The organism is Sphingomonas sp. PAMC26645, assembly GCF_004795835.1.
GTDB lineage: Bacteria > Pseudomonadota > Alphaproteobacteria > Sphingomonadales > Sphingomonadaceae > Sphingomonas.
Genome location: NZ_CP039249.1, coordinates 213967 through 237137 on the forward strand (window position 1 = coordinate 213967; position 23171 = coordinate 237137).

The window sequence follows — 23171 nt, forward strand, 5'->3', positions numbered from 1 at the left end:
ATCACTTCGCGCCCTCCGCCTTCAGGTACGCGATGATCGCAGCACGCTTGGCGGCATCGGGGGTCGCGATCGGCATGCGCGTGCCCGGCACCTTCTTCTGGGGTGCGGTCAGATATTCGTTGAGCGTCTGCTCGTCCCAGCGCAGCTTCGACGCCTTCAGCGCAGCCGAATAGTTGAAGCCGGGTGTCGCGGCGGCGGCACGGCCGACCACGCCGTACAGGTTCGGGCCGATGCCGTTGCGGCCGCCCTTCACGACGGTATGGCAGGCGCGGCAAGCTGCGAACGCCGGGGGTGAGGCTGCGGTCGATTGCGCGGTGGTCGGCACGGATATCGTGACCGCCGCAACCGCCGCGATGCTTCCCGCGACCAAGGCCATGAGCAACTTCATTCATTCTCTCCCGGATTTACTGAAGTCCATTTCTGGTCCGATGCGGCGTTGGCGATCACCGCTTCGATGAACCGCATCGTACGCAGGCCATCGGTCACGCCCGGAAACCAGCGTTTGTCGCTATCACTGCGGATCGCCGAGGCGAATGCGCGGTAGAGGTTGGCGAAGGCTTCGATATAGCCCTCGGGATGCCCCGCTGGGGTCCGCACCAGCGTGGCGGTGGCGTCGAGCATGCCGGGCCCGCCGGTCCGTACGATCTCGGCCGGACGATCGAGCCAGCGCAATGTCAGCGTGTTCGGCTCCAACTGCGACCAGTCGAGCCCGCCGCGTTCGCCGTGGATGCGCAGCCGCAACCCGTTCTCCTCTCCCGCCGCGACCTGACTCGCCTTGAGCACGCCGCGCGCGCCGCCCTCGAAGCGGAGCAGTGCGTTGACGTCGTCGTCGAGCCGGCGGCCCTCGACATGCGTGGTGAGGTCCGCAGAGACCGATTGCACCGACAGGCCTGAGACATGCTCGGCAAGCTGGAACGCGTGCGTGCCGATGTCGCCGAGGCAGCCGCCGAGCCCCGCGCGGGCGGGATCGGTGCGCCACTCGGCCTGCTTGTTGCCGTCGGTGTCGATTGGTTGGCTGAGCCAGCCTTGTAGATATTCCACCTGCACCAACCGGATCGCGCCAAAATCGCCACGGGCCACGCGGGCGCGTGCCTCTTCGACCATTGGATAGCCGCTGTAAGTGAACGCCAGCGCGAATTGGCGGCCGCTCGCCTTGGCGGCGGCGGCGATCGCCTCGGCCTCGAAGACGCTCATCGCCATCGGCTTTTCGCAGAACACGTGGAAGCCGGCGTCGAGCGCGGCGATCGCCATAGGCGCGTGGAGGTGGTTCGGCGTGACGATCGCTAGGGCTTCGATGCGCTCATCCGCGGGCAATGTGCGTTCGTGCGCGATCAGTGCTTCAAGCGACCGGTAGACGCGCTGCTGATCGAGACCGAGCAGCTCGCCGGTGCGCGTATTGCGCCCGCCATCGGTGCTGAACGCACCCGCCACCAGGTCCCAATCGCCGTCGAGCGCCGCCGCCATCCGGTGGACCGCGCCGATAAAGGCCCCCTCCCCGCCGCCGGCCATGCCGAGACGGAGACGGCTCATGCCTGCTCCTCCGACAGTCCGAGCAGCTTGCGGATAGCGACGCGATCGATGCCGCTGGCGGCGAAGTCGTCGAACGGGTGTTCGGTCAGGCGAATGATGTGATCGCGGATGAACGGCGCACCTTCGCGGGCGCCGTCATCGGACCGCTTGAGCGCACACTCCCATTCGAGAACCGCCCAGCCGTCATAGCCGTATTGCGCCATCTTGCTGAAGATGCCGGAGAAATCGACCTGCCCGTCGCCGAGCGAGCGGAACCGGCCGGCGCGATCGACCCAGTTCTCGTAGCCGCCATAGACGCCGGTGCGACCGTTCGGGTTGAACTCGGCATCCTTGACGTGGAAGCACGAGATCCGGTCGTGATAGCGGTCGATGAAGTCGAGATAGTCGAGCTGCTGCAACACGAAATGCGACGGATCGAACAGGAGGCGCGCGCGCGGATGGTTGTCGACGGCCGTCAGGAACCGCTCCCAGGTCGCGCCGTCATGGACGTCCTCGCCGGGATGCACCTCGAACGCGCAATCGATGCCAGCTTCCTCGAAAACGTCGAGGATCGGCGTCCACCGGCGCGCGAGTTCGGCAAACGCCTCCTCGATCAGCCCGGCGGGGCGTTGCGGCCAGGGGTAGACGTACGGCCATGCCAGCGCGCCGGAGAAGGTCGCATGCGCGGACAGGCCGAGATTGGCGCTCGCCTTCGCCGCCAGTTTCACCTGCTCGACCGCCCAGAGCTGGCGCTCGGCAGGTTTGCCGTGGACCTCGGGGGGCGCGAAGCCGTCGAACAGCGTGTCATACGCCGGATGGACCGCAACCAGCTGTCCTTGCAGATGCGTCGACAGCTCGGTGACTTCGATGCCGCGCTTGGCAAGGCTACCCCGAAGGTCGTCGCAATAGGTCTTGCTCTCGGCGGCGAGCTTCAGGTCGATCAGTTGCGCGTTGCAGGGGATCTGGACGCCGACATAGCCGAGCCCCGCCGCCCATTCCGCCAGACCGTCGAGCGTGTCGAACGGCGCTTCGTCGCCAAGGAACTGGGCGAGGAATATCCCGGGGCCCTTCATGCCGGTCATGCTGCGATCTTCCTGGTGTCGTCGCGGAACGTGAACTGGAACAGCAGCGCGATCACTGCCGCGGCGATCGCGGGATACCACCACATATGCTGCCAGTCGGCGATGGTCGGCGATGCGGGCAATTGCGCATACAACAGCGCACCGATCTGCGATCCGAGCAGCATCCCGACACCGTAGGTGAACAGCGTCAGCATGCCCTGCGCCTGCGCATTCACACCCTTCGGCGTGGCGATCGTGCCGGTGTAAATCGCGCCGGCGACAAAGAAGAAATCATAGCACACGCCGTGAAGGGCGACGCCGAGATACACCGCCCACAACGACGATCCGCCATCGCCGATCGCGAACAAGGCGTAGCGCAACGCCCATGCCGCCATGCCGACCAGCAGCAGCGGCTTCACGCCGAACCGGCGGTACAGCCACGGCATCGAGAACATGAACACGAGTTCGGACATTTGCCCGATCGCGAGCGTGCCGCCGACGTTATTGATGCCGGTCGCGCCGACATAGGGCGACGCATAGGCGTAATACATCGCCAGCGGGATCGAGATCAGCGTCGCGCAGGTCATGAAGATCAGGAACGAGCGCTGGCGGAGCAACCCGAACGCCTCGACGCACAACACTTGGCGGAGCACGCTCTCGTCGCGGGGCGCATCCGCCGTCACGTTCGGCAGCGTGAAGCTGTAGAGGCCGAGCGCGATCGACACCACGCCTGCGACGCGGAAGATCTCGGGGCTCGCGGACAGCCCTGTCGAGCCGATGATCAGACCCGCCGTAATCCAGCCGAGCGTACCGAACGCACGGACGAACGGGAACTTGTCGGTCCGCTCGCCGAAGCTCTTCAGCGCGATCGTGTTCGCGAGACCGACCGTCGGCATGTAGAGGATCATGTAGCAGAGCAGCAGCCAGACGAAAGTGCCGCCGTTTTCCGGCGTGACCAGCGACGGCAGAACGAACAACAGCACGCCGCCTACTAGGTGCAGGATGACCATCAGCATCCGCGGGCTGACATACCGTGCGGCCGCCATGCCGAGCAGGAACGACCCGACGATCGACGCGATCGGCCCGACCGAGAACGCGTTGCCGATGAGGTTGCCGATCCCCACGGTCTGCATGACGAGGCCAAGCGTGACGGTCCAGGCGCCCCACACGAAGAACTGCATGAACATCATCGCGCTCAGGCGGCCTGTCAGCAGACCACCCGGCTGCGCGACGTCTGTTGAATATTGTGCAGTGTCCGCAACGGCCATTCGCCACCTCTCCGATCGCAGTTTTACTGCTTGTCGGACATGAAGCTACGGAGCCCCCAATCGAATGTAAAGGATTACATCGGATATAGATCGACACTGTCCACGACCGGATACATGACGGCCTTATGCCGACGATCATCGAAGTGGCCGCTCTCGCAGGCGTCTCGACCGCCACGGTTTCGCGCGTTCTCAGCCGCCCCGAACAGGTGTCCGAAGAAACGCGGCGACGTGTCCTGCAGGTCGTTCGCGAGTCCGGCTACACGCCCAACGTCGCCGCACGCAGCTTGCGGACGTTGCGTGCCGCCAAGATCCTGCTGACCGTCCCCGACATCTCCAACGCGTTCTTCGCGAGCGTCATCCGTGGCGCCGAAGAAGCTGCACGTGACGCCGGCTATTCGGTCGTGGTCGGCGACACGCGGCACGATCCGGAGGTCGAGGACCAATATGCGGACATGCTCTCGCGCCGCGAAGTCGACGGGCTGATCTTCCTCGGCCACCGCCTGCCCGCCAGCCTCGCGCCATTGCTGTCGCGCAAAGGGACTGCGGCACCGATCGTCAACGGTTGCGAATACAGCGCCGACCTTGGTGTCCCCAGCGTCCACATCGACAACGCCGCCGCCAGCGCCGACGCGATCCAGCACCTGATCGACCTCGGCCACCGCAAGATCGGCATGATCACCGGCCCGCAGATCAGCCCGATCAGCCGCGATCGCCTCGCCGGCGCGATCGACGCCGCGACCCGCGCCGGCCTGCGCGACAGTCTCTCCATCCGGATCGGCGACTATTCCGCCGGCTCGGCCATCGGCCACACGCGCGACCTGATCGACAACGACGTCACCGCGATCTTCTGCTTCAGCGACGAGATGGCGATGGGCGCGCTCAGCGTGATCGGCGACGCAGGGCTCAAATGCCCGAAGGACGTCTCGGTGATCGGCTTCGACGATCTTCCCCTCGCGCGCTATTTTCAGCCCCCGCTGACGACGATCGCCCAACCCAAAGGCATGATCGGCCGCCGCACCGTCGATCTGCTCGTCGACATCCTCCGTGGCGTCGAAAGCCCTTCGCAGCAGGTTACACTCCAACACGAACTCGTGATACGCAGCAGCACCGCCCCCCCTGCTGTGGACCTTTGACCAGCATCGAACTCAGCGGTTGGCAGTTTTCGGCAGGAAGGCGTGGCACGACACATGTCCCTTGCGACGTATCGAGTTGACGCTGAACATCGTGCGCGATCATCGGCAAGATCGTCCACCCGCGGTGACAGCCCCTGTCTTCAGTGATCCGCCAACCCACGGAGGGGCCAAATTCCGGAGAGATCAACAGGCGACATTGAACGATACCGCAAGATCGGACCGCGCCACTACAATCCGGCCGCCATTGTCCGATCGGTAAATGGCGGTTCGGACTAGTTTCAAAGATATCAGCGATTTAATAGGATGGTGCCGCTTACAGGACTCGAACCTGTGACCCCCGCATTACGAAGGCTAGTGACGCACGGGGAATAACCAAACAATTATAGGTACTTATGGACCTATATCCTGTGCCCCGGCGGCGGCACCCAGCCGCTTCCCAGTTTGGACTGAGACCGCCGATCGGCCGCTTCCTAGCGAAAGCGCTTTGGCTTGGGAAAAGCCAAAAAATCGACCTGCGCTATACCCGGCTACCAGACGGTAATGCTGGCGGCGCAGCTACGTTGGCGATCTTCCCGGATGCGAACCGGTAAACGGCGTCGAAGCTCAACAAGCCCCACCAAAACGTCGAACACCTACACGTCACCTGCCGATCCCCAGCACCCTCAGCCGTTCAATCAGCGCATCACACTCGGCTACACTGAGAGTGCTTGAGGCCTCCAAGGGCCCAGCGGTAGCGGATCGCCCCTTGGAGAACCCACGGAACCACGCAGTCCGTAGGTTGCCCTCCTGGAAGCTGAAGGGGCATTGCCCTGCGTACGAGTCCGCCCGTCGTCCGTGATCCTCGCCGTCACTCTCCGCCATTATCAACGTAATCGTCATGGTGCGGACCTCCTGCCTCCCAGCCTATGCCCTAACCGCGCGGGATGTTGTCAATCAATGCCGTCAAAGCGCCGTCTTGGAAGGTGTGCGGGCGGATAAGCCGATCGGGCAGCGACAGGCGCAGACCGCGACGATCAAGCTGCTTCATCGCCTGAACCTTCTTGGCGAGCGCCAGCAACGTACCTTCGAATAATATTTCGGATGACTGATCGTCCGATTGACCGGCGGCGGCCATACGCACCAGCGTAGCGTTCTCTTTCCAGGGAAAGTTCATCATTTGAGTCCTTTAACCGGCAGCGCTGCATCGAGATGAAACCAAGAGCATCATCATTTGGATAGATCGCGGCGGGCGGTTATTTCAGGTGAAGGTAACGCGGATTGAAACCGGCCTCTTGTTTCAGCGCTTCGATATCCTGGATGACGATCTTCCGGTTTGAAAACGTCATGAGCCCGCGCTCCCGAAGGCGTCGAACAACTCGGTTGATGTGAACCGGGCTGAGACCAAGGGCATCGCCGAGATCCTCTTGCGTCAGGGGCATCTCGAAGGTGTTGTTGCCGCCCATGCCAACACTAAGTAACCTGGCGTGCAGCTCGCATACGAGGTGGGCGACGCGGTCGGAGGCGTCCCTGCGCCCCATGTTGACGAGCCAAGCCCTTAAGACCCCTTCATCGACGAGGCTTGCCCACCACAATGCCCGCGTGAGACCTGGGCGCTCCACGACTTCGGCCATCAAATCCTTCGATATGAACGCCACCCTCGCTTGGCCCAGCGCACCGATGCTATGATCCATCTGGCCGAGCATGATGATGTGCGCATCACAAAAATCGCCTGGGACAAGGAACGCGGTGATCTGTCGCTGACCGTCATCGACAATTGAATAGCGGCACGCCCATCCGTCTATCACTAGATGGACAAACTCGGGATTGTCGCCGACCCGGATAATATCACGACGGCCATCGAACGTCCGGATGTCAGCCAGCATCCTGCTCAGCAAATCTCGGTCCTCAGGCGGAAGCGTCGCGTGCTGCTCGAGCTTCATGAGCAGCGGGTGCGCAGGGTTGGCGTCCAGGAGGGCACGTTGCAACATCAGCATTTCAGGCCGTCTTCGCACCGAGCCTCACGCGCGGACCATGCGCGATCTGCGTAGCGGTCAGCCAATTCGGCATGTGCTACCCGAGCGGTATCATCTGCAGCATTTTTCGCAGCGAGCCGTTCTTCAGCCTCGCGCACCAAGCTGTATTCTATGTCATATTTGGGGATCATGGCAGGCACTCGGCTCTGCAAGCGAGAGTTATACCCCCCTGTCGTCATCGTGCTCGCGGCATAGTCGATGACAATATTATAAATTAACACAGGTTAGATGAAAGTGCTACTCCGAATAATGCAGCGCTTGAACTTGGATAATATCGTAAAGTCGCCATGCGAATAAATATCTAGGCAGCATCCCGATAGAATCTGTCGTAAGCAATTGTAGAGGTTGACAGATTTCAGGCATCAGGGTTTCCGGCTTGGCGCCAGGCTGCACCTCTAATTAACCTTATCCTCCGGTTTAACGCGTTTGTACCACGAACGCATGGGTCCCCGCTTCAGCGCTTATACAAAGGGCATTGACCTTAAACCCCAACCGAAAGGATGTATGCCTTTCGCGCGTATAAAGATTTATCCCCTGAGCTTCTGCCGCGCGTCGTCTAGTTTTCAGGATACGCTGCGGAGATCATAACGCCCGCAGTTTCGGCGTAGACCAACTCCCAAGCCTCACGGGCTTCACGGGTGAAATCCTCTCCCAAGAGCTCTGCAAATGTATCGATCAATACCGTTCCGACCGCAGCATATTGGTATGCCTTAACGCCGTACTTGACATGCTTCTTCGCCAGATCCGTCAACGTCGGCCTTAGTCGCGTAAGATTCGCAACATTCTCAACCAGAACATCAATAGTTTTTGAGAAAACAAATATCTGATGCGTCATGTCGTCAGGAAAAAGTGCGCGTGCAAAGGGGTGGTTCAGCAGTAGTCGATAATAAAATATTTCGGAATAAGGATGCGGGGAACTCGATATCTGGGCGTAGCTGCGCGTTACAAGTCGCATCTGCTCCATCGTCAAAGGCATTTCCCCCTCCCCTTACAGATGGACCTTATGCATACACGACTATTTGTTACTGATGCGTTATCAGGTTAGCCTTTTGGTTCATGAAGCCAAGCGCAATCGGTTTCGGCCTGCACTTTTTGCTTCGTACAGCGCCACGTCGGCACGCTTGAGAATACTATGACTGGTATCCTCGCCGCCAGTTGAGGCAATGCCAAGGCTGACGGTAACCGTCGGTTGCCCCTCATGCTGAGAGGCTTCAACCTTGGCTCGGACGCGTTCGGCGATCTGCAACGCCGAGCTCGCGTCGGTTCCGGGTAGGATGATAACGAACTCCTCCCCCCCGTAGCGACCGATAAGGTCAGTGTTTCGCAGCCCTTCAGCGGCGGCCGACGCGACCCGTTTGAGAACCTCGTCGCCGATATCATGTCCGTAGCGATCATTGACGAACTTAAAGTGATCAATGTCGAATAAGACGATCGAAGGCTGAGCCTCACCGGCGGCTGCGCCCCTCAATTTGTCATCGAGATATTCGACAATACGCCGCCGGTTCGCGAGACCGGTCAAGGCATCGGTTGAAGCGAGTAACATCGCAGCCTCAGCGCTCCGATCGGCTGCGTCGCGAGCATCGCTGAGGACCCGTCGCGCTTCGATTTGCTCTGTAACATCGCGGATCAAACCGAATAGTCCGATCGCATCCTCTCTCGACGAGTACACTCGCTCACCCTGCGTCTCGACATGCCGAATGGCGCCGTCGGAACGAACCAGCCGGGCTTCGAACGCGAACGGCCGACCATCCGTAAGGGCGCGTTTTACAGCCTCCGACACACGCCCCCGGTCAGCTGGGTGATACAGATCAATGGCCTGATCCAATGCTGGCGGTTGGCCCTCCGGCAGACCATGAATGCGGAATACCTCAGGCGACCAGTAGATCGCCTGATCGGAGGGATTGATACGCCAATGCCCGATGTGCGCGACCGCCTCAGCCTGATCGAGCAGACGGACACGTTCCGAAAGATTGATCCTTAAGCGATCGCGGGCGGCAAGAAGCGTTGCCATCGGGAGCGCGGAAACGAACAGCGACAAAAGGTAGAACTGAAAAAACAGAATACGCGATTCATGGGACGCACGGATCAGGAAGATAGGTCCCGAGCCCAACCAAAGCGCCAGCGATCCGAGCATCACAACGACGATAATGCTGATGACCCCGCCGAGCATGCCGCCGCGCAGGACTGCGATCACGATGACCATCATCGGCACGAACAGCATCGGATATTGGCTTTGATAGAACGTCGTACCGGTCGCGACGACCGTCAACACAACGATTCCTGCCAAGTTCAGAGTTTCACGGCCGGACACCGCCCGTTTCGCAGAGACAGCTATTTCGAATATCGCAAACAATAGCGGCGTCACGAGCAACATGCCCAGCCATACCGTGCTAAGCCAAGCGAGCATGAATTCCCGGCCTGGCTGGGGAGAAATACAGGCCGCCAGCCCTGCACTTACCGATGCGGCGATCAACGTCGCGATAAAGAATGTGGACAAGCCTGATGGATCGATAAAAGATATCCGCCGCCCACCTCGCCGCCTCAGCATCACCGTCGCAACCAATGCCTCGATCCCGTTGGCAGCGGTAAACCCCGCAGCGACGCGGAATCCGGATCCTTCAAGAAGGTTCGCCGCCAAACTTGCAACGATCGCAGCCATCGCGAACCGCCAGACGGCACGCCGGGGCACGATGAGCAGCGTTGCCAATAGAATGCCGCTAGGCGGCCAGATTGCGGCTATTCCATGAGCCCCCCGCGCTACGACCAGCGACAACACGGCCAATGCAAAATAAGCGATGCCTAGCAGCGCCGGACCGAGCGGCGAATAGCCCAACCGTGCAAACATTTGGCGCATGGTAATTACGTAGCCGAAAATCCTTAACGGCACTGCTTACCAATTTAAGTTTATGGTTGGATCGTGGTGAAAAGCGGCAAACGTAGCTGCCCCACCTCAATACCAATCGGCCTGTAGAGGGCGCTGTAGACGTGCCGGACAACCTCCCGTCGTGCGTCAGCTCTCAATCGCTCCTGCGGCACGGTAAGCCCCACAAGGGCCCAGCCCGGAGCCTGCTTGATCAGGTCTGCGATCCGTTCAGCGGTGATCAAGCTCGCCATGAACCAAACGTCATAGCATGGGGTGAAAGGCCACGACGTGCGAACTCCGCCTCGATTGGCGCCAACAGGCTTTCGGGGCCGTCCTCCATGCACTGGAAGTAGACCGTCTGCATCTCCGCAGGCCGTAGTTCGGGCAAGATTTCCGCGATCAGATGGTGCGTCTGAGACAGCGGTTCAGCGCCATGGCGCACCGCGTCGGGTGCATGTTCCATGAGAACAAGGTGGAACGCAGCGGCGGCCGTGTCAATGTTCGGCCTAGCCCTCCAGGCCGGACCTGCGCCATCAACTCTTGTGTGTGCGCCAAGGGTAAAGGGGAGGCCCGAAAACCTCCCCAGCCCATTACTGCCTTTCCGCACGATTATGATGCGGAACAGAGCCAATGCGGTTCACGCGGTAAACGCGCAAGACAGTCTTTTCGGACAACGCTGGGCGTGCGCCTGTCATCGGAGTTGGCCCTGACCACTATGCATTAAACAGGCAATGCGTCGTGAAGGTCCACCGTTGATTAGCAGATTGTAAATATATGGGTCAAAACAGAAGCTGCTGCTTCGGTGCAAATGCGCGACACAGGTCTTATTCGAAGCGTCCGAACCCATTCAGGATCAACCACGTTGATCTGTGACAATACCCCGGCACCATGAACGGGCAGTTGCGTTAACAGTGGATAGGAGATCGCGGTGCCCCGTTTTTACTTCCATACCGAGACCGACATACGGACCACCGACGACGAGGGGATAGAGTTTCCCGGTTATGCGGAAGCCCGTCGAGAGGCGATCCGTACCTGCGGCCAGATGATGCAAGACGCCCCTGAAGTGTTCTGGGGTTCTCGCCCCTGGAACGTGTCTGTAACCAACGCAGAGGGCCTGATCTTGTGGGAAATTTACGTCGATGGTCAGACGTCCGCCGCCGCTATGTCGCTTGACCGCGATCGTGACCGGCGAGACCCGGACGCGTGATCAAGCCATAGGCTATCGCGTCAACTCTCGCACGCCGGGGGCGACCGCCCATCCGCTATCCCGCGCTACGTTCGCCGATGTGGTCTGCTCTAATCGCCGCGGTAATATCGGACGGTTTCACATCGGACAGTTGGGTGATTGCTCCGTTGATCCTGTATCGCCGTTCAACGGCACGCTGAACGACGCGTTCCTGCTCTTGGTCGCCCAAGCCTTCGCAATTCCCGATAAGACGCTCATAAGCGGCCTTTGATAGCCTCCCCTGGATCACCGTATAACGCGGGAGGAAGACTCCCGGAACTCCACCGTCGCTGATCATAAAATCGAATTCGCGATCTGCGTTTATCATTCGTTTCTCCACGAGTGACGTATCTAGCGCTTCACGGCGATCTACGTTTGGGTCGCGCCCGCGGATGCAGTTGATGGGGACATCGGTTCATCCCTCATTCCTTCAGGATGTAGATACCCAACGTTCGATGTCACGGCGCCGCTGATTGATCGCGTTTGCACATGTCTGATTACGCTCAGCTCGAAAATGCTTTGGAACTCATCGTCAGCTGATTACCATTTTTCGTACCGGTGCGTTGGCCGTGGTTGATCAAACTCCATACCTGATTAGGCGATGGCAACGCGGTAAAAGACTGGAAAGCTGATACCGTCCCTTCGACGTCTTCCAGAGAAACCGAATATAATCCGGTTTTATTGATCTGTCCCATGATGGACGGATACACGCTAACGACACGACCAGCATCGTACAACGCGAGCACGTAGCCGCTTGAAGCGCCATCTGATCGGTACATTCCGTATTCCGTTCGCGTGTCCCCATCGCGACACCAAGTCGTACGAACCAAAGGTTCGGACTTCGCCTCCGCATTCTTCTTGGCCGCTAGACTGCTTCCCATCAGAGACATCAGCAGATCAGCCCCGTCTGGCTTGGCCAACTTCGCCTTACCGAATGTCAGCGGCGTCGCACATCCTTTCAACGGCGCGGCGGCGGGCGCTTCGGCGCCAACGGCTTGAGGCCAACGGATGGCCGCAATCACCTGCTGAAGACGTGCGTCCAGTTGCTCAGCGGTCAGTGTCTTGGCGCTCATTCGAACGCTGACGATCCAATCACCGACCGGCACGACTGAGAGCGCGGTGCTCCGGTATTGACCCGCAGGTGTTGCATAGACCTGGCGCAACGACGACGCTGCCCGTGCGCCGCCGACGGCGAAAGCGATCGGATCGGCGGTTGCAGGCGACGCGTTCTTGAAAAGGTCTCGCGCTTCCAGCGCCGTTTGCGATCGGTCGAACCAAAAGCTGACGTCAGCTATCGCGGGGTGAAAAAGGTAGATGGTAGCAAAAGCGTTCTTATCCGGCGTCTCGTACTGCGCGGCTACATCATGCTCAGTCTGCGTCGCATCGGTGAGCGCGGTACGCGACATTTCAGCCAGTTGCGGCATTAGTATCAACCCTGTCTCGGCATGCTTCCAGCCTTTGTCCGTCGGGACCGACAAGTCCCGCGCTGCTACCGGCATTGCAAGCCCCAACGCGACAGCCATCATCAACCGCTTCATGCGCGCCCTTCCCCTATAAATTATCGTCATGATCCAGACCGGCCACGAGGACAAGCATCGCCAGAACCTTGCCCAGCGTAGCGCCATGCCCAAAAGTTATACTGGCAGAGGAGGCTGCCTTACCTCGATATCGAGCGACTGATAGATTGCGCTGTAGACTTGTTCGACAACCCCGCCTCTCGGGCGTCTGCCTAATCGCTCCTACGGCCGTGAGCGCCAACAGCGCCCAGCTGGGATTTTACTCGATCGGATTCGCGATTTGCTCGCTATCAGCCAAGCCATTGCAGAGATCGAAAGCAATATTCTGCGGACCTATTCTTATTGGCGCGAACACGCCTTCCACCGGCGGACTGCCATACGAAAAGGGCGCCCAAGTTTCCTCGGGCGCCCTTCCAGTTCGAGCTGTGCTTGGGAGCGGCTCGTTCTGACTCGTGAAACTAGATACCGTTCGACAGGTTCGTGTCGGGATCGTTCGTCAGCATATCGTCAGCTTGGTTCTGACCGGTTGCACGGACGGCATCCGCCTTGTTCTCGAGGCTCGCTTCGGCCGCGTCGTTACTCACGTTGTCCGCAGCGTCTTCCAGGTTATCTGCGACAGCCTCGGTGTTGGACTCGATGTTATCTGCTGCCTGTTCACGTGGGCTGGAGTTGCATGCCGACAGCGAGACAAGCCCGGCTGCCATTGCGATAACGAATGCCTTCTTCATTTTTCGATCCCCTGTCGTTCGTTATGAACTAGGCAGGTTGAAGTCCCGTGGAAGTGATTTGTTCCGTTGTGCTCCGCGACGGCGGCAGAGCCGATCTATGTTTGCCCGCGGAAAGCGTCTTTTAAATACAAATAACCAGATCCGTCTGGGTTTAGGTTGACCCCTTAGATTAGAAAGACTTCGGTTTGTTTATCGGCCTGGGGAGGCCGAATCAGGAGGGGTTGTTTAAATGAAATATACAGTTGGCGCGTTCGTGTGCGCGCTTACCATGTCTTCGCCTGCGGTTCAGGCGCAGACCGCGCCAGTGACGACCGCAGCGACGACCTCTGGTACGTTACGCGCTGGCACCTCGGTTCCGCTTAAAATGAGCGAACCGCTGACGACACTCGGCAAGAAACTGAAGGTCGGGCAGCGTTTCCAGCTTGAGACCGCTGAGAACGTGATGATCGACGGCAACGTGGTGATACCGGCAGGCAGTCCTGCAACCGGTGAAGTCACCGAGGTCCGCAACAAGGGCATGTGGGGCAAGTCGGGCCGTATCAACGGCCGTGTGCTCTACGTTCGCGCCAACGGTCGACAGATCCGGATGTCCGGCCAACTGGACGATAAGGGCACCACGGGAACCGCAGCCGTGGTCGGGTCGCTCGTCATCATCCCGATCGCAGGGTTCTTTATGACTGGAACCAGCGCGAACATACCGCTGGGTACGCCTGTCACTGCATTCATCGACGAGGATGTGTCGGTTGCATTCTCTGGGGCAGCCGCGCCGATGGTCGTAGCTCCCGCCGCCGTTGTCCCGGTAGCGACGCCAGTCACTATAAAGAAGTAATAGAGCCGGCGCGGGCATATCGATCCGCGCCGGTTTGTTCAGACAGGCTTGGCTCCAGCCGTGCCGCACTTCGCGAACTTGCCATTCGCGCTTTTGCACCGGACAGTCTTGGTTGGCGCTTTCGGGCACTTGGCGAAGCGGCCCTTGGCGTCCTTGCATGGGGCGGCCATCGACGGCGCACCGATAAGCAACGACAGCGAGGCGGCAGCGAATAGCATATTGCGCATGTGGAAGGTCTCCTTGCCCCTGATGGGCAACCTAAATGCTATGCCGACGGCCGCGTCGGTCAACTTACAAACCCTTCATCAGTTTTGCGGAGCTTTCCGCTCGTCGCGCGTTGGCTGCCTACCAGATTTGGAGGTTGCCATGACGGACGACAGCACGCCGAAGCCTAGCGACAATGTTCGAGTAAAATCGGGGGCTGCAGACCGGACCGAGGATGGCTTCGGCAAGGGCGAAGGCTATTCTGGCGACGAGTACGACAGCGCCGACCATGCAGCGGAGCGCCACTTGCAGAACCGTGACGGTGCTCGCAACGCCGGTGCCGACAAAGCTGCAGACGGACGCGACATCCCGCCAGAAGCCGGCAAGCGCGCCTACATCGATAACAAGACCGGGGAAGTTCACGGCAGTGGTTCGAGTGCAGGTGGCGGGAACCCCGGTGAGGACATTGACCTCGACACTTCAGAAGTGGACCTGAAGAATAACAGCAGGACGGCGTTCGAAGGCCTAGTGGCGAGGGCAGGGGGTTCAAGCTCGACCTTGCCCCTCTCCATCGCTGAAACATTCCGTCCTGCTATATGATATGGAAATGGCAGGTGTGCTGGCCTAACAAGTATTATGTTCAGCGCAGATTTCGAAGCCGCGAAGACAGTTAAGCGTGGCGCGGCCCGATCAGCGATCGGCTTAGATGCTGAGCTTGATGGCTTGCGTCGCACGTTGTGCCGAGTTTCGGATATTTCAGTCAGTGGTGCACGGCTCAGGACGTACTCCGCACTTAAGGTCGGTTCCGTCATCTGGTTGACCCGCCCGTTGGTAGGACGAGTTTCGGCAACAGTGAAATGGGCAGACGAGTACAATTCGGGCTGCCAGTTTGCCGAACCGTTGGATGCTGCGATGATCGAGGCCTTGCTGGTGGAGGCGGGGTGGAAGTAGCTGTCACGCTGACGGGTTTAGTGCGACCGTTCTAGCTAGCTGCGGACTACGTTTCCCAATCCGGCCCTTCTTCATCATGATCAACGCGAGCAATTGTGCTGACGAATATCAACCACCGCGGAGCGGCGCGGCCCCAACGGCCGTTGGCCAGTTATTGGAGAAACCCAGTGACAGAAGCTCTCAAGCATCAGGCCTTTCGCATCTCAGCAAGCGAGGGGATGGTGCTCATCGAGGCGCCTGGCGTAGTTGCGACGCTCGACGTAGATGCAGCGTCGCTCCTATCGGACCAGCTGCTCGCTGCATGTGGCATGGCCCGTCTTCAGCAGCACGCCGAGATCGGTCAGCCGTCAGAGCTCGGATTATCATTAGAGGGGTAACCAGGCCCTAACTGAGGATCCTGGTGGTGCCTACCCGCAAGCGGAGAGAACGTTCGACGTCAGCTCGGCCAATCTTGAGATCATCTGCTCTTACAGGCGCCGCCGCCGCATAGGAACTTATCACCTGTGGTAGATGAAGCCGCGGATCTTGAGCAGGTCGACTTTCATGCGCTTGACCCCGGCATCTATGCTCCTAGCGGAAGTGTCGCAACCGCACTTCAAAACGCGATAGCAACTCGGCAGTTGAAATCATTGTTCAAGACCGAGATAATGAAACTTCGGACGGCGTACGCAGATCTCCACCATCAACTCAGAAGTGCCTGCCCCATCGCCATTGCCATGCTCGGCCAATGAATCTGGAGGAATGAGATGCTGGATGATGATCGCGTCGATACCGTCAAGCGGCTGCTGTTCGATTACGTGAAGAGTCCATCTCTGCGGCACATCAAAGACCCTTACATGCTGATCAAGCTGGCGCAGGACATCGTCAAGAAGCTCGATCGGGGTAACTCGGCCTGGACGAAGTGGAACGGTCCTCGCGAGCAGCTCGTCGAGTCCGCCACCGCCTGCTGGATCCCGATCGGCGACCTGCAGGACCATCTAAACCGCATGGAAGGGCCGAAGCTGTCGTTCAGCGACGTGGAGCAACGCCTGAAGGCCTTCGCTGATGAACGCTACAGCGAGTACCCGCGCGATGAACTGCAAGAGGGCTGCCTCGCCGTTTACGGAGCTGAGAAGGCGCTGGGGACCGAGATGCCCGCCATCGTTGGCGTGTTGCGGGATCACATCGAGAAGGAGGAAGAGCGACTTCGCCTGGAACAGGACGCGCATTTTCGACAACTCAGGGAAGCAGAAGCGGCCGCCGCCGAGCAACGCCTTCTGTCTGGCGCGGACTGCAAGTGGACGCCGCAGCAAGGGAGCAAGGACGTTTTCTGTCGAGTGAGCGGGCGGCTTTTCCGGCTTACGACCACGACCGACAAACGGGTCGAACTGTATCGGTCAGAAAATCTGGAAGCGGGAAAGGGAACGCTGTTGGGCAAATACCTGAAACGGGGCGACGCGACCAAGGCAGTCGCCCAGATCGCGTATCAACCGGAGTTTTAGACGATCCAGCTATCTGCTCCCTGTCTGGGCAAGCTTGCACTTGCCGCATCGAAACGCAACTGTCGGCAAAGTGGCTGATGTGGCTGCAACGAAGGGGGGCTACGTGCCGAAGCTGAACCGAAAGCAGATACAGGAACAGGCTATAGCCGTGCTGCAGGGTGCACACGGCGGCATTCGCTGGAGCGAGCTATTAAAGGCTGTCGTGCAAACGAGCCCGGAGACGCCGCAGAACAGCATTCATGGCGGCATACATAACCTGCTGAAGACGGACGGCCGTATCGAGAAAATCGCGAAGGGGACGTACCGCTGGGCTGAGTTGAGCGATGCCGGAGATAGTGCGGCAATTGCACAGGACGAGGCCGTTGCGCAGACACCGGTGCAGGTTGAGACAGCCGACCACACGCTCGTGACGTATGTCGAAGCAGACTTTTATCAGAGCTTCGCCGATTGGCTTGTCGACGTAGCGGAGGAGGTGAACGCCGCGGTGGCGCTGGGCGGCAGTGTTCTAAGGGGTAAGTGGGGAACCCCAGACGTGATCGGGGTGCTCAAGCCACGCACTCAGGACATGCTCAAGTTCGAGCCACAGATAGTGTCGGCGGAGATCAAGATCGACCCCAACCAGCCCGTGGTCGCGTTCGGGCAGGCCGTCGCGTATCGGTTGTTCAGCCACAAGAGCTACATTGTCGTGCCCAGTACAACCGGCGAGGACGACATGGGCCGACTTAAGGCACTTTGCTCGATCCACGGCGTAGGGTTGGTGACGTTCACGCTCGACAAGGCGGCGCCGGACTACACAACGCTTGTGCTGCCGCAGCAGGCCAGCCCGGACATGTTCTACGCCAATCAGATGTTGCGGCGCTTGTTAGCCGCAGAACCGACCGCCTTCGAACGACTCTTTTAGGCGACGACTGTGGACCGGCGCCGAAGCTGGACCCCGACAGGTTTCGCCTAAACCATCGGGTCTGCGTCTAGCCTATAGAGCCTAAGGGTCCCCACTTCGGCACCGATCATGATCCGATCGCGATCCCATTTTTCTAAAACATCGTAGCTAGTTGCGCCGGTTGAAGGCGGCGGCCTGCTTCGGCGCTGATCGACAGTGCAAGGTTGTGGAATAGTAAGCAAACTAACTCGTCGCTGTCGAAAAACGTGGTTTAGGGCCTAATTTCGCTGTGCATGCTCCCAAGCTACCCCTACCGGAAAAACGAATGAGCGATGAACGGAAGCGGGGAACTTCGTGAAAGCCAACGAGGCTACGGCTAGGATTAAGATAAATCGGCTACTTGAGGAGGCCGGATGGCGCTTCTTGGACGACGCGATGGGGCACGCCAATATCGTGTTGGAGCCGAACACAAAAATCACCGAAATGCAGATCAACGCTCTTGGCGAAGATTTCGAGACTACCAAAAACGGGTTCATCGACTTTCTGCTACTTGATCAGGATGGCCGCCCCCTAATCGTACTCGAAGCCAAGTCTGAGGCGAAAAATCCGCTTTCTGCTAAAGAGCAAGCACGCCGATACGCGCGGGAGCAAAATGCTCGCTTCGTAATTCTTTCTAACGGCAACATCCATTATCTCTGGGACTTGAAGCAGGGCAACCCGAGCGTAATCACTAAGTTTCCAAGCCAAGCCGAAATCAGGGATCATCACGCCTTCCAGCCTGACGCCGAACGCTTGTCCAGCGAGGTCGTTGATCGCGATTATATCGCCCTCACCCAGATGCCCGGATACCTAAACGAAGCCGGATGGAAGAACGAGGCCGAACGTCCGGCTTTCATCGAGAGAACTAAGCTGCGGTTTTTGCGAGATTATCAGAAGAAAGCGGTCCATGCTGTCCAGCGCGCCGCGAATAAGGGAGCCGTGCGCTTTCTATTCGAAATGGCAACTGGCACCGGCAAAACGCTTACCTCAGCGGCGATCATCAAGCTTTTCCTGAGAACCGGCAATGCGCGCAGGGTGTTGTTCCTGGTCGATCGCATAGAGCTGGAGGTACAGGCGGACAAAGCGTTCAAGGCCCTGCTTAAGAACGATTTTACTTGTGTAATCTACAAAGAGCGGCGCGGGGATTGGCGCAAAGCAGATATCGTGGTCACGACCGTCCAGTCACTGCTGTTCAACGATAAATTCCGTCGGTTTTTTGCCCCGACAGATTTCGACCTCGTCATCTCGGACGAAGCGCACCGCTCGATCGGCGGCAACGCCCGCGCAGTGTTCGAATATTTCGTTGGCTTTAAGCTCGGCCTCACCGCCACACCCAAGGATTACCTGAAGCAATCAAAAAGCAGCATGGCAACACGCGATCCTCGGGATACCGAACGCCGGCTGATGCTGGACACGTATCGAATCTTCGGATGCGAAGGCAACGACCCGACTTTCCGCTATGCGCTGGTGGACGGCGTGCGGGAGGGATTCCTGATCAACCCCTATGTCATTGACGCCCGAACCGAGATCACGACCCAGCTGCTCTCAGATGAGGGGTTTGTAGTTGAAACAACGGACGACAACGGGAACGAAACCAAGGAAGCGTTCGCCGGGAAGGACTTCGAGAAGAAGTTCTTCGCTGATGCCACCAACGATGTTTTCTGCGAAACATTCCTCAAGCACGGCCTGCACGATCCGGTGACGAGCGAGTTCGGCAAGGCCATCGTCTTCGCCGTGAGCCAGAACCATGCGGCCAAGGTTGCTCAGGTTCTGAACGAAATGGCCGAAGCAATATGGCCTGGAAGATACCAATCTGACTTCGCAATGCAGGTCACCAGCGAAGTCATGAACGCGCAGACCATGACAGTGCAGTTCGCCAATAATAACCTTGCCGGGCGCAGCAACTTCAATGAAAGCTATGTCACCTCACGGGCGCGGGTCTGCGTCACCGTCGGCATGATGACGACTGGCTACGATTGCCCAGACATTCTGAACCTGGCGATGATGCGGCCGATCTTCAGCCCTTCGGACTTCGTGCAAATGAAAGGACGCGGCACTCGCAAACATTGGTTCGCACAGGAGATGCGAGACCCCGTGCGCAAGGCGGAGCTCGCCGGGCTCGAAAAGACCCAGTTCCGCCTGTTCGATTTTTTTGCCAATTGCGAATATTTTGAGGAAAAATTCAACTATAACGAAGAACTTCGGCTGCCTAAGATCGGTGCGGAGCCGTTTGCGTCGGGCGTCCAGTCCCCGGCGCGGACATTCAAGGGCTTCGAGACTTTCCAGCCCGATGCCATCGCAAGCCACAACGAGCAGCAGATCGGCATCGAGGGTATGCGCGTGGACCGCGAGCTCTTCCAGAAGTTCGAGGACATGGCCCTCGCCGATGCGGCGCTGAGCGCAATGGTCGAACAGCAGAATTGGGAAGCCGCAACCCGTCGGGTGATCGAGCATCTGTTCGACAAGCCGGATGAGTTTTTCAGCCTTGAAAAGCTGCGACGCGCGGCCGGTTTGGACCGCCGTCTTACAGTACGCGAAATCGTCGAGAAGGCATTCGGCCACATCCCGCGCTTTAAATCCAAGGACGAGCTGATCGACGACGAATTCCAGAAATTTCTGCTCGATCAGAAGCCTGAACAGGCCGATCGCATCGCCCAGATGCGCTATTATTTCGAGGCCTACATCAAGGACGCCAGCGTCCGCAAAACCATCGACGACGGCCATTTTGCCGCACTCAACGTCAACCCCCGCTTCCGGACGTCCGATCTGCGTGCGGTCCCCAATGAATGGCGCAGGGGCATCCCGGAATACATCAAGGACTATGTGTCCCTTAAGTCTGGTTAACCTCTATCTCCACGGCTTTGCCGATCCCAAGGTGGAGGAATATGATACGCTAACCAGCGATGACAAATGGGGTGAGACGGCCGACGTCATCCTGGCCAATCCGCCGTTCATGTCACCGAAGGGTGGGATAAAGCCACACAACCGATTTCAAGTCGCGTCGAAACGCAGCGAAGTTCTGTTCGTTGACTATATGGCCGAACATCTCACCCCGAATGGTCGCGCCGCCATCGTCGTGCCAGAGGGCATCATCTTCCAGGGCCAGAGCGCTTACTGCGAGTTGCGTCGAATGCTGGTTGAGGGCCGCTACCTCGCCGCCGTTATTTCGCTGCCCGCTGGCGTATTCAATCCTTATTCGGGAGTGAAGACATCGATCCTTATCCTAGATCGAGCGGCGGCAAAGGCCAGCGCCAGCATTGCCTTCTTCAAGGTGGAAAATGACGGCTTCGGCCTTGGGAGCCAGCGGCGCGCTGTAAAGGGCAGTCAGCTGTCGCAGGTGAAGGCGGAGCTCGCAGCCTGGCTGGCGGCGGCGCGTCGCGGCGAGGGCGAGGGCGAGGGCGAGGTGCTCGAGTCTTCGATAGGTCATGCGGTGGCAAAGGCGAAGATTGCAGAAGGTGGAGATTTTAATCTTACCGGGGAAAGGTATCGAGGCGACGTTCAGCAATCAGCTCATTGGCCCATGGTTGCAATCGGGGATCTTTGTGAGATTGCGCGGGGTGCGTCACCCCGCCCTATCCAAGACTTCATGACGACAGCGTCGGACGGAGTAAATTGGATAAAGATCGGCGATGCTCAGATGGGCAGAAAGTTTATCAGCAAGACAAAAGAGAAAGTCAGCCCCGAAGGAGCAAAAAAATCACGTTATGTGAAACCGGGTGACTTTCTCCTGTCCAATTCCATGAGCTTTGGACGGCCATACATAATGGCAACGGATGGTTGCATTCATGATGGATGGCTGCTGCTTCGTCCTAGGGCTAATGATATAGACCAAGACTACTTGTATCACATTTTGGGATCGCAGCCTGTCTATGATCAGTTTGTGAGGCAAGCAACGGGTGGGGTAGTCAACAATCTCAACAGTAGTATCGTTGCTGCGGTTCAAGTTCCCTTCCCGCCTCTGAACGTTCAACGTGAAATTGTCGCACAGATCGAAGGGTATCAGAAGGTCATCGACGGCGCCCGCGCCGTCCTCGAAAGCTACCACCCCCGCGTTCCCGTTGATGCGGCCTGGCCGATGGTGGAGATTGGTAGTTGCTGCCGGCTTATCAATGGACGAGCCTTCAAGCCTTCTGACTGGGAATCGGAAGACGGTGGCGGACTACCTATTATACGGATTCAAAATTTGAACAGCCCATCCGCTAACTTAAATTACTACTCTGGGGACGTGAAGTCACAGTTCATTGTTGAGCCGGGTGAACTGCTCTTCTCGTGGTCTGGGTCGCGAGGAACTTCTTTTGGTGCGCATATCTGGAACGGATCAAAGGCGATCCTCAATCAACATATCTTCCGTGTGCTGCTTGACGAATCGCAAACTGTGAAGTCTTTCATGCTGCACATCCTCAACGCAGCCGTGGAAGAGGTGGAAGATAATCTGCACGGGGGCGTCGGCTTGGTGCACATCACGAAAGGGAATTTGGAAAAGATCAAAATTCCGCTCCCGCCGCTCAAAACCCAGCAATCCATCGCCGCCGAAATTGAGGCCGAGCAGACGCTCGTCGCCGCAAACCGGGAGCTCATAACCCGCTTTGAAACGAAAGTTAAACAGGCCATCGCCAGCGTTTGGGGCGGAGCCAGAGAGGCTGCCCCCAAGGAGGCAGTCGCCTGATGGACGAGGCGCTCGAACTCAACGAATACCTGCCTTATTCGATGGCAGCAGCGAACGAGCAGAGCTACTTGCAGTTCCTTTGGTCGGCGTTCGAGAGCAATTACCAGCAGGGCCGCTACGAATTCGCCAGCTTAGCCTTCCACCTACTCTATATGAGTTTCGTCAGCTTTTCTATCTGGCAGATAAGGCTGGCCCGGCCCGATGTATTTCACATGGCCATGGTCGGCTTTCGCGCCGAGGACGAGTCTAAGATAACCGAGTGTGATAGCCCGTTCAAGTTCTATGAGAAGCTTAGAGAGTCTCAGATATTTCGTTTCCTCAAGTTAATCGGCTGCAGCAATACCCAGGTTGGCGAGTTCGCTAAGTTCGTGAAGCGGCGCAACAAGATCGCTCACCCTACCGGCACCGTGTTCTTCAACGACCAGCAAGCGATCGATGAGGAAATAAGTGAGATGATGCGCGAGGTGCGCAATATCGAAGGTCATATGCAGCCCGTCATCATTGAGCTGTATCAGCGCTTCCTATCCGACAGCGCTGCTGCCGAGGTTTTGCAGTATGGCACCTATGGCGAGGAGCTGACTGCAAATTTCGTCCACAAAGCCTACATGTCGATGGCCGACCTTCGCCATTGCGCGGCGTTCAACATTGCCCTGTTAGCGGATCATCCCGGGCAGGAGGCGATTGCCGGGTTGTACGGCGAAGTTGGCGCGCTGATTGCCATCGACGACTAACAGGAGGGAGCCTGATGCCAATCCAGAATGCGATCTGGACGTTAGGCAACAGTCCGGACCCTGTTGCCGAAGCT

Annotated in this window: 23 protein-coding genes; 11 read left to right on the forward strand and 12 right to left on the reverse strand. The window is 58.6% G+C overall.

Annotated features, from left to right (window positions below):
• Position 1 precedes the first annotated feature (1 nt).
• Genes E5673_RS01075 through E5673_RS01090 form a run of 4 tightly spaced genes read right to left on the reverse strand, consistent with a single transcriptional unit; the run spans position 2 to position 3838 of the window.
• Positions 2–388 carry a c-type cytochrome gene (locus E5673_RS01075; RefSeq protein WP_136188600.1) on the reverse strand — a complete coding sequence of 129 codons (387 nt, stop codon included), beginning with the start codon at positions 386–388 and terminating at the stop codon, positions 2–4.
• Positions 385–1530, reverse strand: coding sequence for a Gfo/Idh/MocA family oxidoreductase (locus E5673_RS01080; protein WP_210731785.1), 1146 nt, complete (start codon positions 1528–1530; stop codon positions 385–387). Before E5673_RS01080 ends, E5673_RS01075 begins: the two co-directional genes overlap by 4 nt.
• The gene (locus tag E5673_RS01085) at positions 1527–2591 is read right to left on the reverse strand and encodes a sugar phosphate isomerase/epimerase (RefSeq protein WP_136188601.1); all 1065 of its coding nucleotides are present in this window, start codon (positions 2589–2591) and stop codon (positions 1527–1529) included. Before E5673_RS01085 ends, E5673_RS01080 begins: the two co-directional genes overlap by 4 nt.
• Complete coding sequence (locus E5673_RS01090) at positions 2588–3838, reverse strand: MFS transporter (protein WP_136188602.1); 1251 nt, start codon at positions 3836–3838, stop codon at positions 2588–2590. The genes E5673_RS01085 and E5673_RS01090 overlap by 4 nt, the downstream gene beginning before the upstream one ends.
• Positions 3839–3963: 125 nt before the next feature.
• Here E5673_RS01090 and E5673_RS01095 point away from each other — a divergent pair, with 125 nt between their 5' ends.
• A complete protein-coding gene (locus E5673_RS01095) occupies positions 3964–4971 on the forward strand; it encodes a LacI family DNA-binding transcriptional regulator (protein WP_136188603.1) in 1008 nt (335 codons plus the stop codon).
• Positions 4972–5881: 910 nt separating this feature from the next.
• Here the strand turns inward: E5673_RS01095 and E5673_RS01100 are convergent.
• From E5673_RS01100 to E5673_RS01120, 5 genes are all read right to left on the reverse strand, one after another.
• Positions 5882–6127, reverse strand: coding sequence for a hypothetical protein (locus tag E5673_RS01100; protein ID WP_136188604.1), 246 nt, complete (start codon positions 6125–6127; stop codon positions 5882–5884).
• Positions 6128–6203: 76 nt separating this feature from the next.
• Positions 6204–6944: a Crp/Fnr family transcriptional regulator gene (locus E5673_RS01105; RefSeq protein WP_136188605.1), complete on the reverse strand. Its 741-nt coding sequence runs from the start codon at positions 6942–6944 to the stop codon at positions 6204–6206.
• A gap of 595 nt (positions 6945–7539) precedes the next feature.
• Positions 7540–7959 carry a globin domain-containing protein gene (locus E5673_RS01110; protein WP_136188606.1) on the reverse strand — a complete coding sequence of 140 codons (420 nt, stop codon included), beginning with the start codon at positions 7957–7959 and terminating at the stop codon, positions 7540–7542.
• 78 nt (positions 7960–8037) lie between these two features.
• Positions 8038–9837, reverse strand: a complete 1800-nt coding sequence (locus E5673_RS01115) for a sensor domain-containing diguanylate cyclase (RefSeq protein ID WP_136188607.1) — start codon at positions 9835–9837, stop codon at positions 8038–8040.
• Positions 9838–9887: 50 nt separating this feature from the next.
• Positions 9888–10097: a DUF6771 family protein gene (locus E5673_RS01120; protein ID WP_136188608.1), complete on the reverse strand. Its 210-nt coding sequence runs from the start codon at positions 10095–10097 to the stop codon at positions 9888–9890.
• A 677-nt stretch (positions 10098–10774) separates the two neighbouring features.
• Between E5673_RS01120 and E5673_RS01125 the strand changes: the two genes are divergently transcribed.
• A complete protein-coding gene (locus E5673_RS01125) occupies positions 10775–11053 on the forward strand; it encodes a hypothetical protein (protein WP_136188609.1) in 279 nt (92 codons plus the stop codon).
• The gene (locus E5673_RS01130; RefSeq protein WP_136188610.1) at positions 11016–11303 is read left to right on the forward strand and encodes a hypothetical protein; all 288 of its coding nucleotides are present in this window, start codon (positions 11016–11018) and stop codon (positions 11301–11303) included. The genes E5673_RS01125 and E5673_RS01130 overlap by 38 nt, the downstream gene beginning before the upstream one ends.
• A gap of 271 nt (positions 11304–11574) precedes the next feature.
• On the opposite strand, the gene E5673_RS01135 is transcribed toward E5673_RS01130, so the two are convergent.
• Together E5673_RS01135 and E5673_RS01140 are read right to left on the reverse strand one after the other, a co-directional pair.
• Complete coding sequence (locus E5673_RS01135; protein ID WP_136188611.1) at positions 11575–12609, reverse strand: hypothetical protein; 1035 nt, start codon at positions 12607–12609, stop codon at positions 11575–11577.
• Between the two features lie 437 nt (positions 12610–13046).
• Positions 13047–13316, reverse strand: a complete 270-nt coding sequence (locus E5673_RS01140) for a hypothetical protein (RefSeq protein WP_136188612.1) — start codon at positions 13314–13316, stop codon at positions 13047–13049.
• A 364-nt stretch (positions 13317–13680) separates the two neighbouring features.
• On the opposite strand from E5673_RS01140, the gene E5673_RS01145 reads away from it, so the two are divergent.
• Positions 13681–14145 carry a hypothetical protein gene (locus tag E5673_RS01145; RefSeq protein ID WP_136188613.1) on the forward strand — a complete coding sequence of 155 codons (465 nt, stop codon included), beginning with the start codon at positions 13681–13683 and terminating at the stop codon, positions 14143–14145.
• A gap of 38 nt (positions 14146–14183) precedes the next feature.
• On the opposite strand, the gene E5673_RS01150 is transcribed toward E5673_RS01145, so the two are convergent.
• Positions 14184–14372, reverse strand: a complete 189-nt coding sequence (locus E5673_RS01150; protein WP_136188614.1) for a hypothetical protein — start codon at positions 14370–14372, stop codon at positions 14184–14186.
• Between the two features lie 139 nt (positions 14373–14511).
• On the opposite strand from E5673_RS01150, the gene E5673_RS01155 reads away from it, so the two are divergent.
• From E5673_RS01155 to E5673_RS01185, 7 genes are all read left to right on the forward strand, one after another.
• Positions 14512–14949, forward strand: coding sequence for a hypothetical protein (locus E5673_RS01155; RefSeq protein WP_136188615.1), 438 nt, complete (start codon positions 14512–14514; stop codon positions 14947–14949).
• 36 nt (positions 14950–14985) lie between these two features.
• Entirely contained in the window at positions 14986–15300 is a 315-nt protein-coding gene (locus E5673_RS01160; protein ID WP_136188616.1) for a PilZ domain-containing protein, read from the forward strand.
• Positions 15301–16046: 746 nt separating this feature from the next.
• Entirely contained in the window at positions 16047–16781 is a 735-nt protein-coding gene (locus E5673_RS01165) for a hypothetical protein (protein WP_136188617.1), read from the forward strand.
• Positions 16782–16884: 103 nt separating this feature from the next.
• Positions 16885–17682, forward strand: coding sequence for a hypothetical protein (locus tag E5673_RS01170; RefSeq protein WP_136188618.1), 798 nt, complete (start codon positions 16885–16887; stop codon positions 17680–17682).
• A gap of 402 nt (positions 17683–18084) precedes the next feature.
• Positions 18085–20544 carry a DEAD/DEAH box helicase family protein gene (locus E5673_RS01175; RefSeq protein WP_210731786.1) on the forward strand — a complete coding sequence of 820 codons (2460 nt, stop codon included), beginning with the start codon at positions 18085–18087 and terminating at the stop codon, positions 20542–20544.
• Positions 20522–22366: a restriction endonuclease subunit S gene (locus tag E5673_RS01180; protein ID WP_210731787.1), complete on the forward strand. Its 1845-nt coding sequence runs from the start codon at positions 20522–20524 to the stop codon at positions 22364–22366. Before E5673_RS01175 ends, E5673_RS01180 begins: the two co-directional genes overlap by 23 nt.
• Positions 22366–23097: a hypothetical protein gene (locus E5673_RS01185; RefSeq protein ID WP_136188620.1), complete on the forward strand. Its 732-nt coding sequence runs from the start codon at positions 22366–22368 to the stop codon at positions 23095–23097. Before E5673_RS01180 ends, E5673_RS01185 begins: the two co-directional genes overlap by 1 nt.
• Positions 23098–23171: the final 74 nt, after the last annotated feature.

Coding starts and splice junctions, on each gene's coding strand:
- E5673_RS01095 (WP_136188603.1), top strand. CDS start 3,964: ATGCCGACGATCATCGAAGTGGCCGCTCTCGCAGGCGTCTCGACCGCC.
- E5673_RS01080 (WP_210731785.1), bottom strand. CDS start 1,530: ATGAGCCGTCTCCGTCTCGGCATGGCCGGCGGCGGGGAGGGGGCCTTT.
- E5673_RS01145 (WP_136188613.1), top strand. CDS start 13,681: ATGAGCGAACCGCTGACGACACTCGGCAAGAAACTGAAGGTCGGGCAG.
- E5673_RS01085 (WP_136188601.1), bottom strand. CDS start 2,591: ATGACCGGCATGAAGGGCCCCGGGATATTCCTCGCCCAGTTCCTTGGC.
- E5673_RS01075 (WP_136188600.1), bottom strand. CDS start 388: ATGAAGTTGCTCATGGCCTTGGTCGCGGGAAGCATCGCGGCGGTTGCG.
- E5673_RS01135 (WP_136188611.1), bottom strand. CDS start 12,609: ATGAAGCGGTTGATGATGGCTGTCGCGTTGGGGCTTGCAATGCCGGTA.
- E5673_RS01160 (WP_136188616.1), top strand. CDS start 14,986: ATGTTCAGCGCAGATTTCGAAGCCGCGAAGACAGTTAAGCGTGGCGCG.
- E5673_RS01165 (WP_136188617.1), top strand. CDS start 16,047: ATGCTGGATGATGATCGCGTCGATACCGTCAAGCGGCTGCTGTTCGAT.
- E5673_RS01185 (WP_136188620.1), top strand. CDS start 22,366: ATGGACGAGGCGCTCGAACTCAACGAATACCTGCCTTATTCGATGGCA.
- E5673_RS01140 (WP_136188612.1), bottom strand. CDS start 13,316: ATGAAGAAGGCATTCGTTATCGCAATGGCAGCCGGGCTTGTCTCGCTG.
- E5673_RS01115 (WP_136188607.1), bottom strand. CDS start 9,837: ATGCGCCAAATGTTTGCACGGTTGGGCTATTCGCCGCTCGGTCCGGCG.
- E5673_RS01090 (WP_136188602.1), bottom strand. CDS start 3,838: ATGGCCGTTGCGGACACTGCACAATATTCAACAGACGTCGCGCAGCCG.
- E5673_RS01110 (WP_136188606.1), bottom strand. CDS start 7,959: ATGCCTTTGACGATGGAGCAGATGCGACTTGTAACGCGCAGCTACGCC.
- E5673_RS01120 (WP_136188608.1), bottom strand. CDS start 10,097: ATGGCGAGCTTGATCACCGCTGAACGGATCGCAGACCTGATCAAGCAG.
- E5673_RS01150 (WP_136188614.1), bottom strand. CDS start 14,372: ATGCGCAATATGCTATTCGCTGCCGCCTCGCTGTCGTTGCTTATCGGT.
- E5673_RS01180 (WP_210731787.1), top strand. CDS start 20,522: ATGTGTCCCTTAAGTCTGGTTAACCTCTATCTCCACGGCTTTGCCGAT.
- E5673_RS01105 (WP_136188605.1), bottom strand. CDS start 6,944: ATGCTGATGTTGCAACGTGCCCTCCTGGACGCCAACCCTGCGCACCCG.
- E5673_RS01100 (WP_136188604.1), bottom strand. CDS start 6,127: ATGATGAACTTTCCCTGGAAAGAGAACGCTACGCTGGTGCGTATGGCC.
- E5673_RS01155 (WP_136188615.1), top strand. CDS start 14,512: ATGACGGACGACAGCACGCCGAAGCCTAGCGACAATGTTCGAGTAAAA.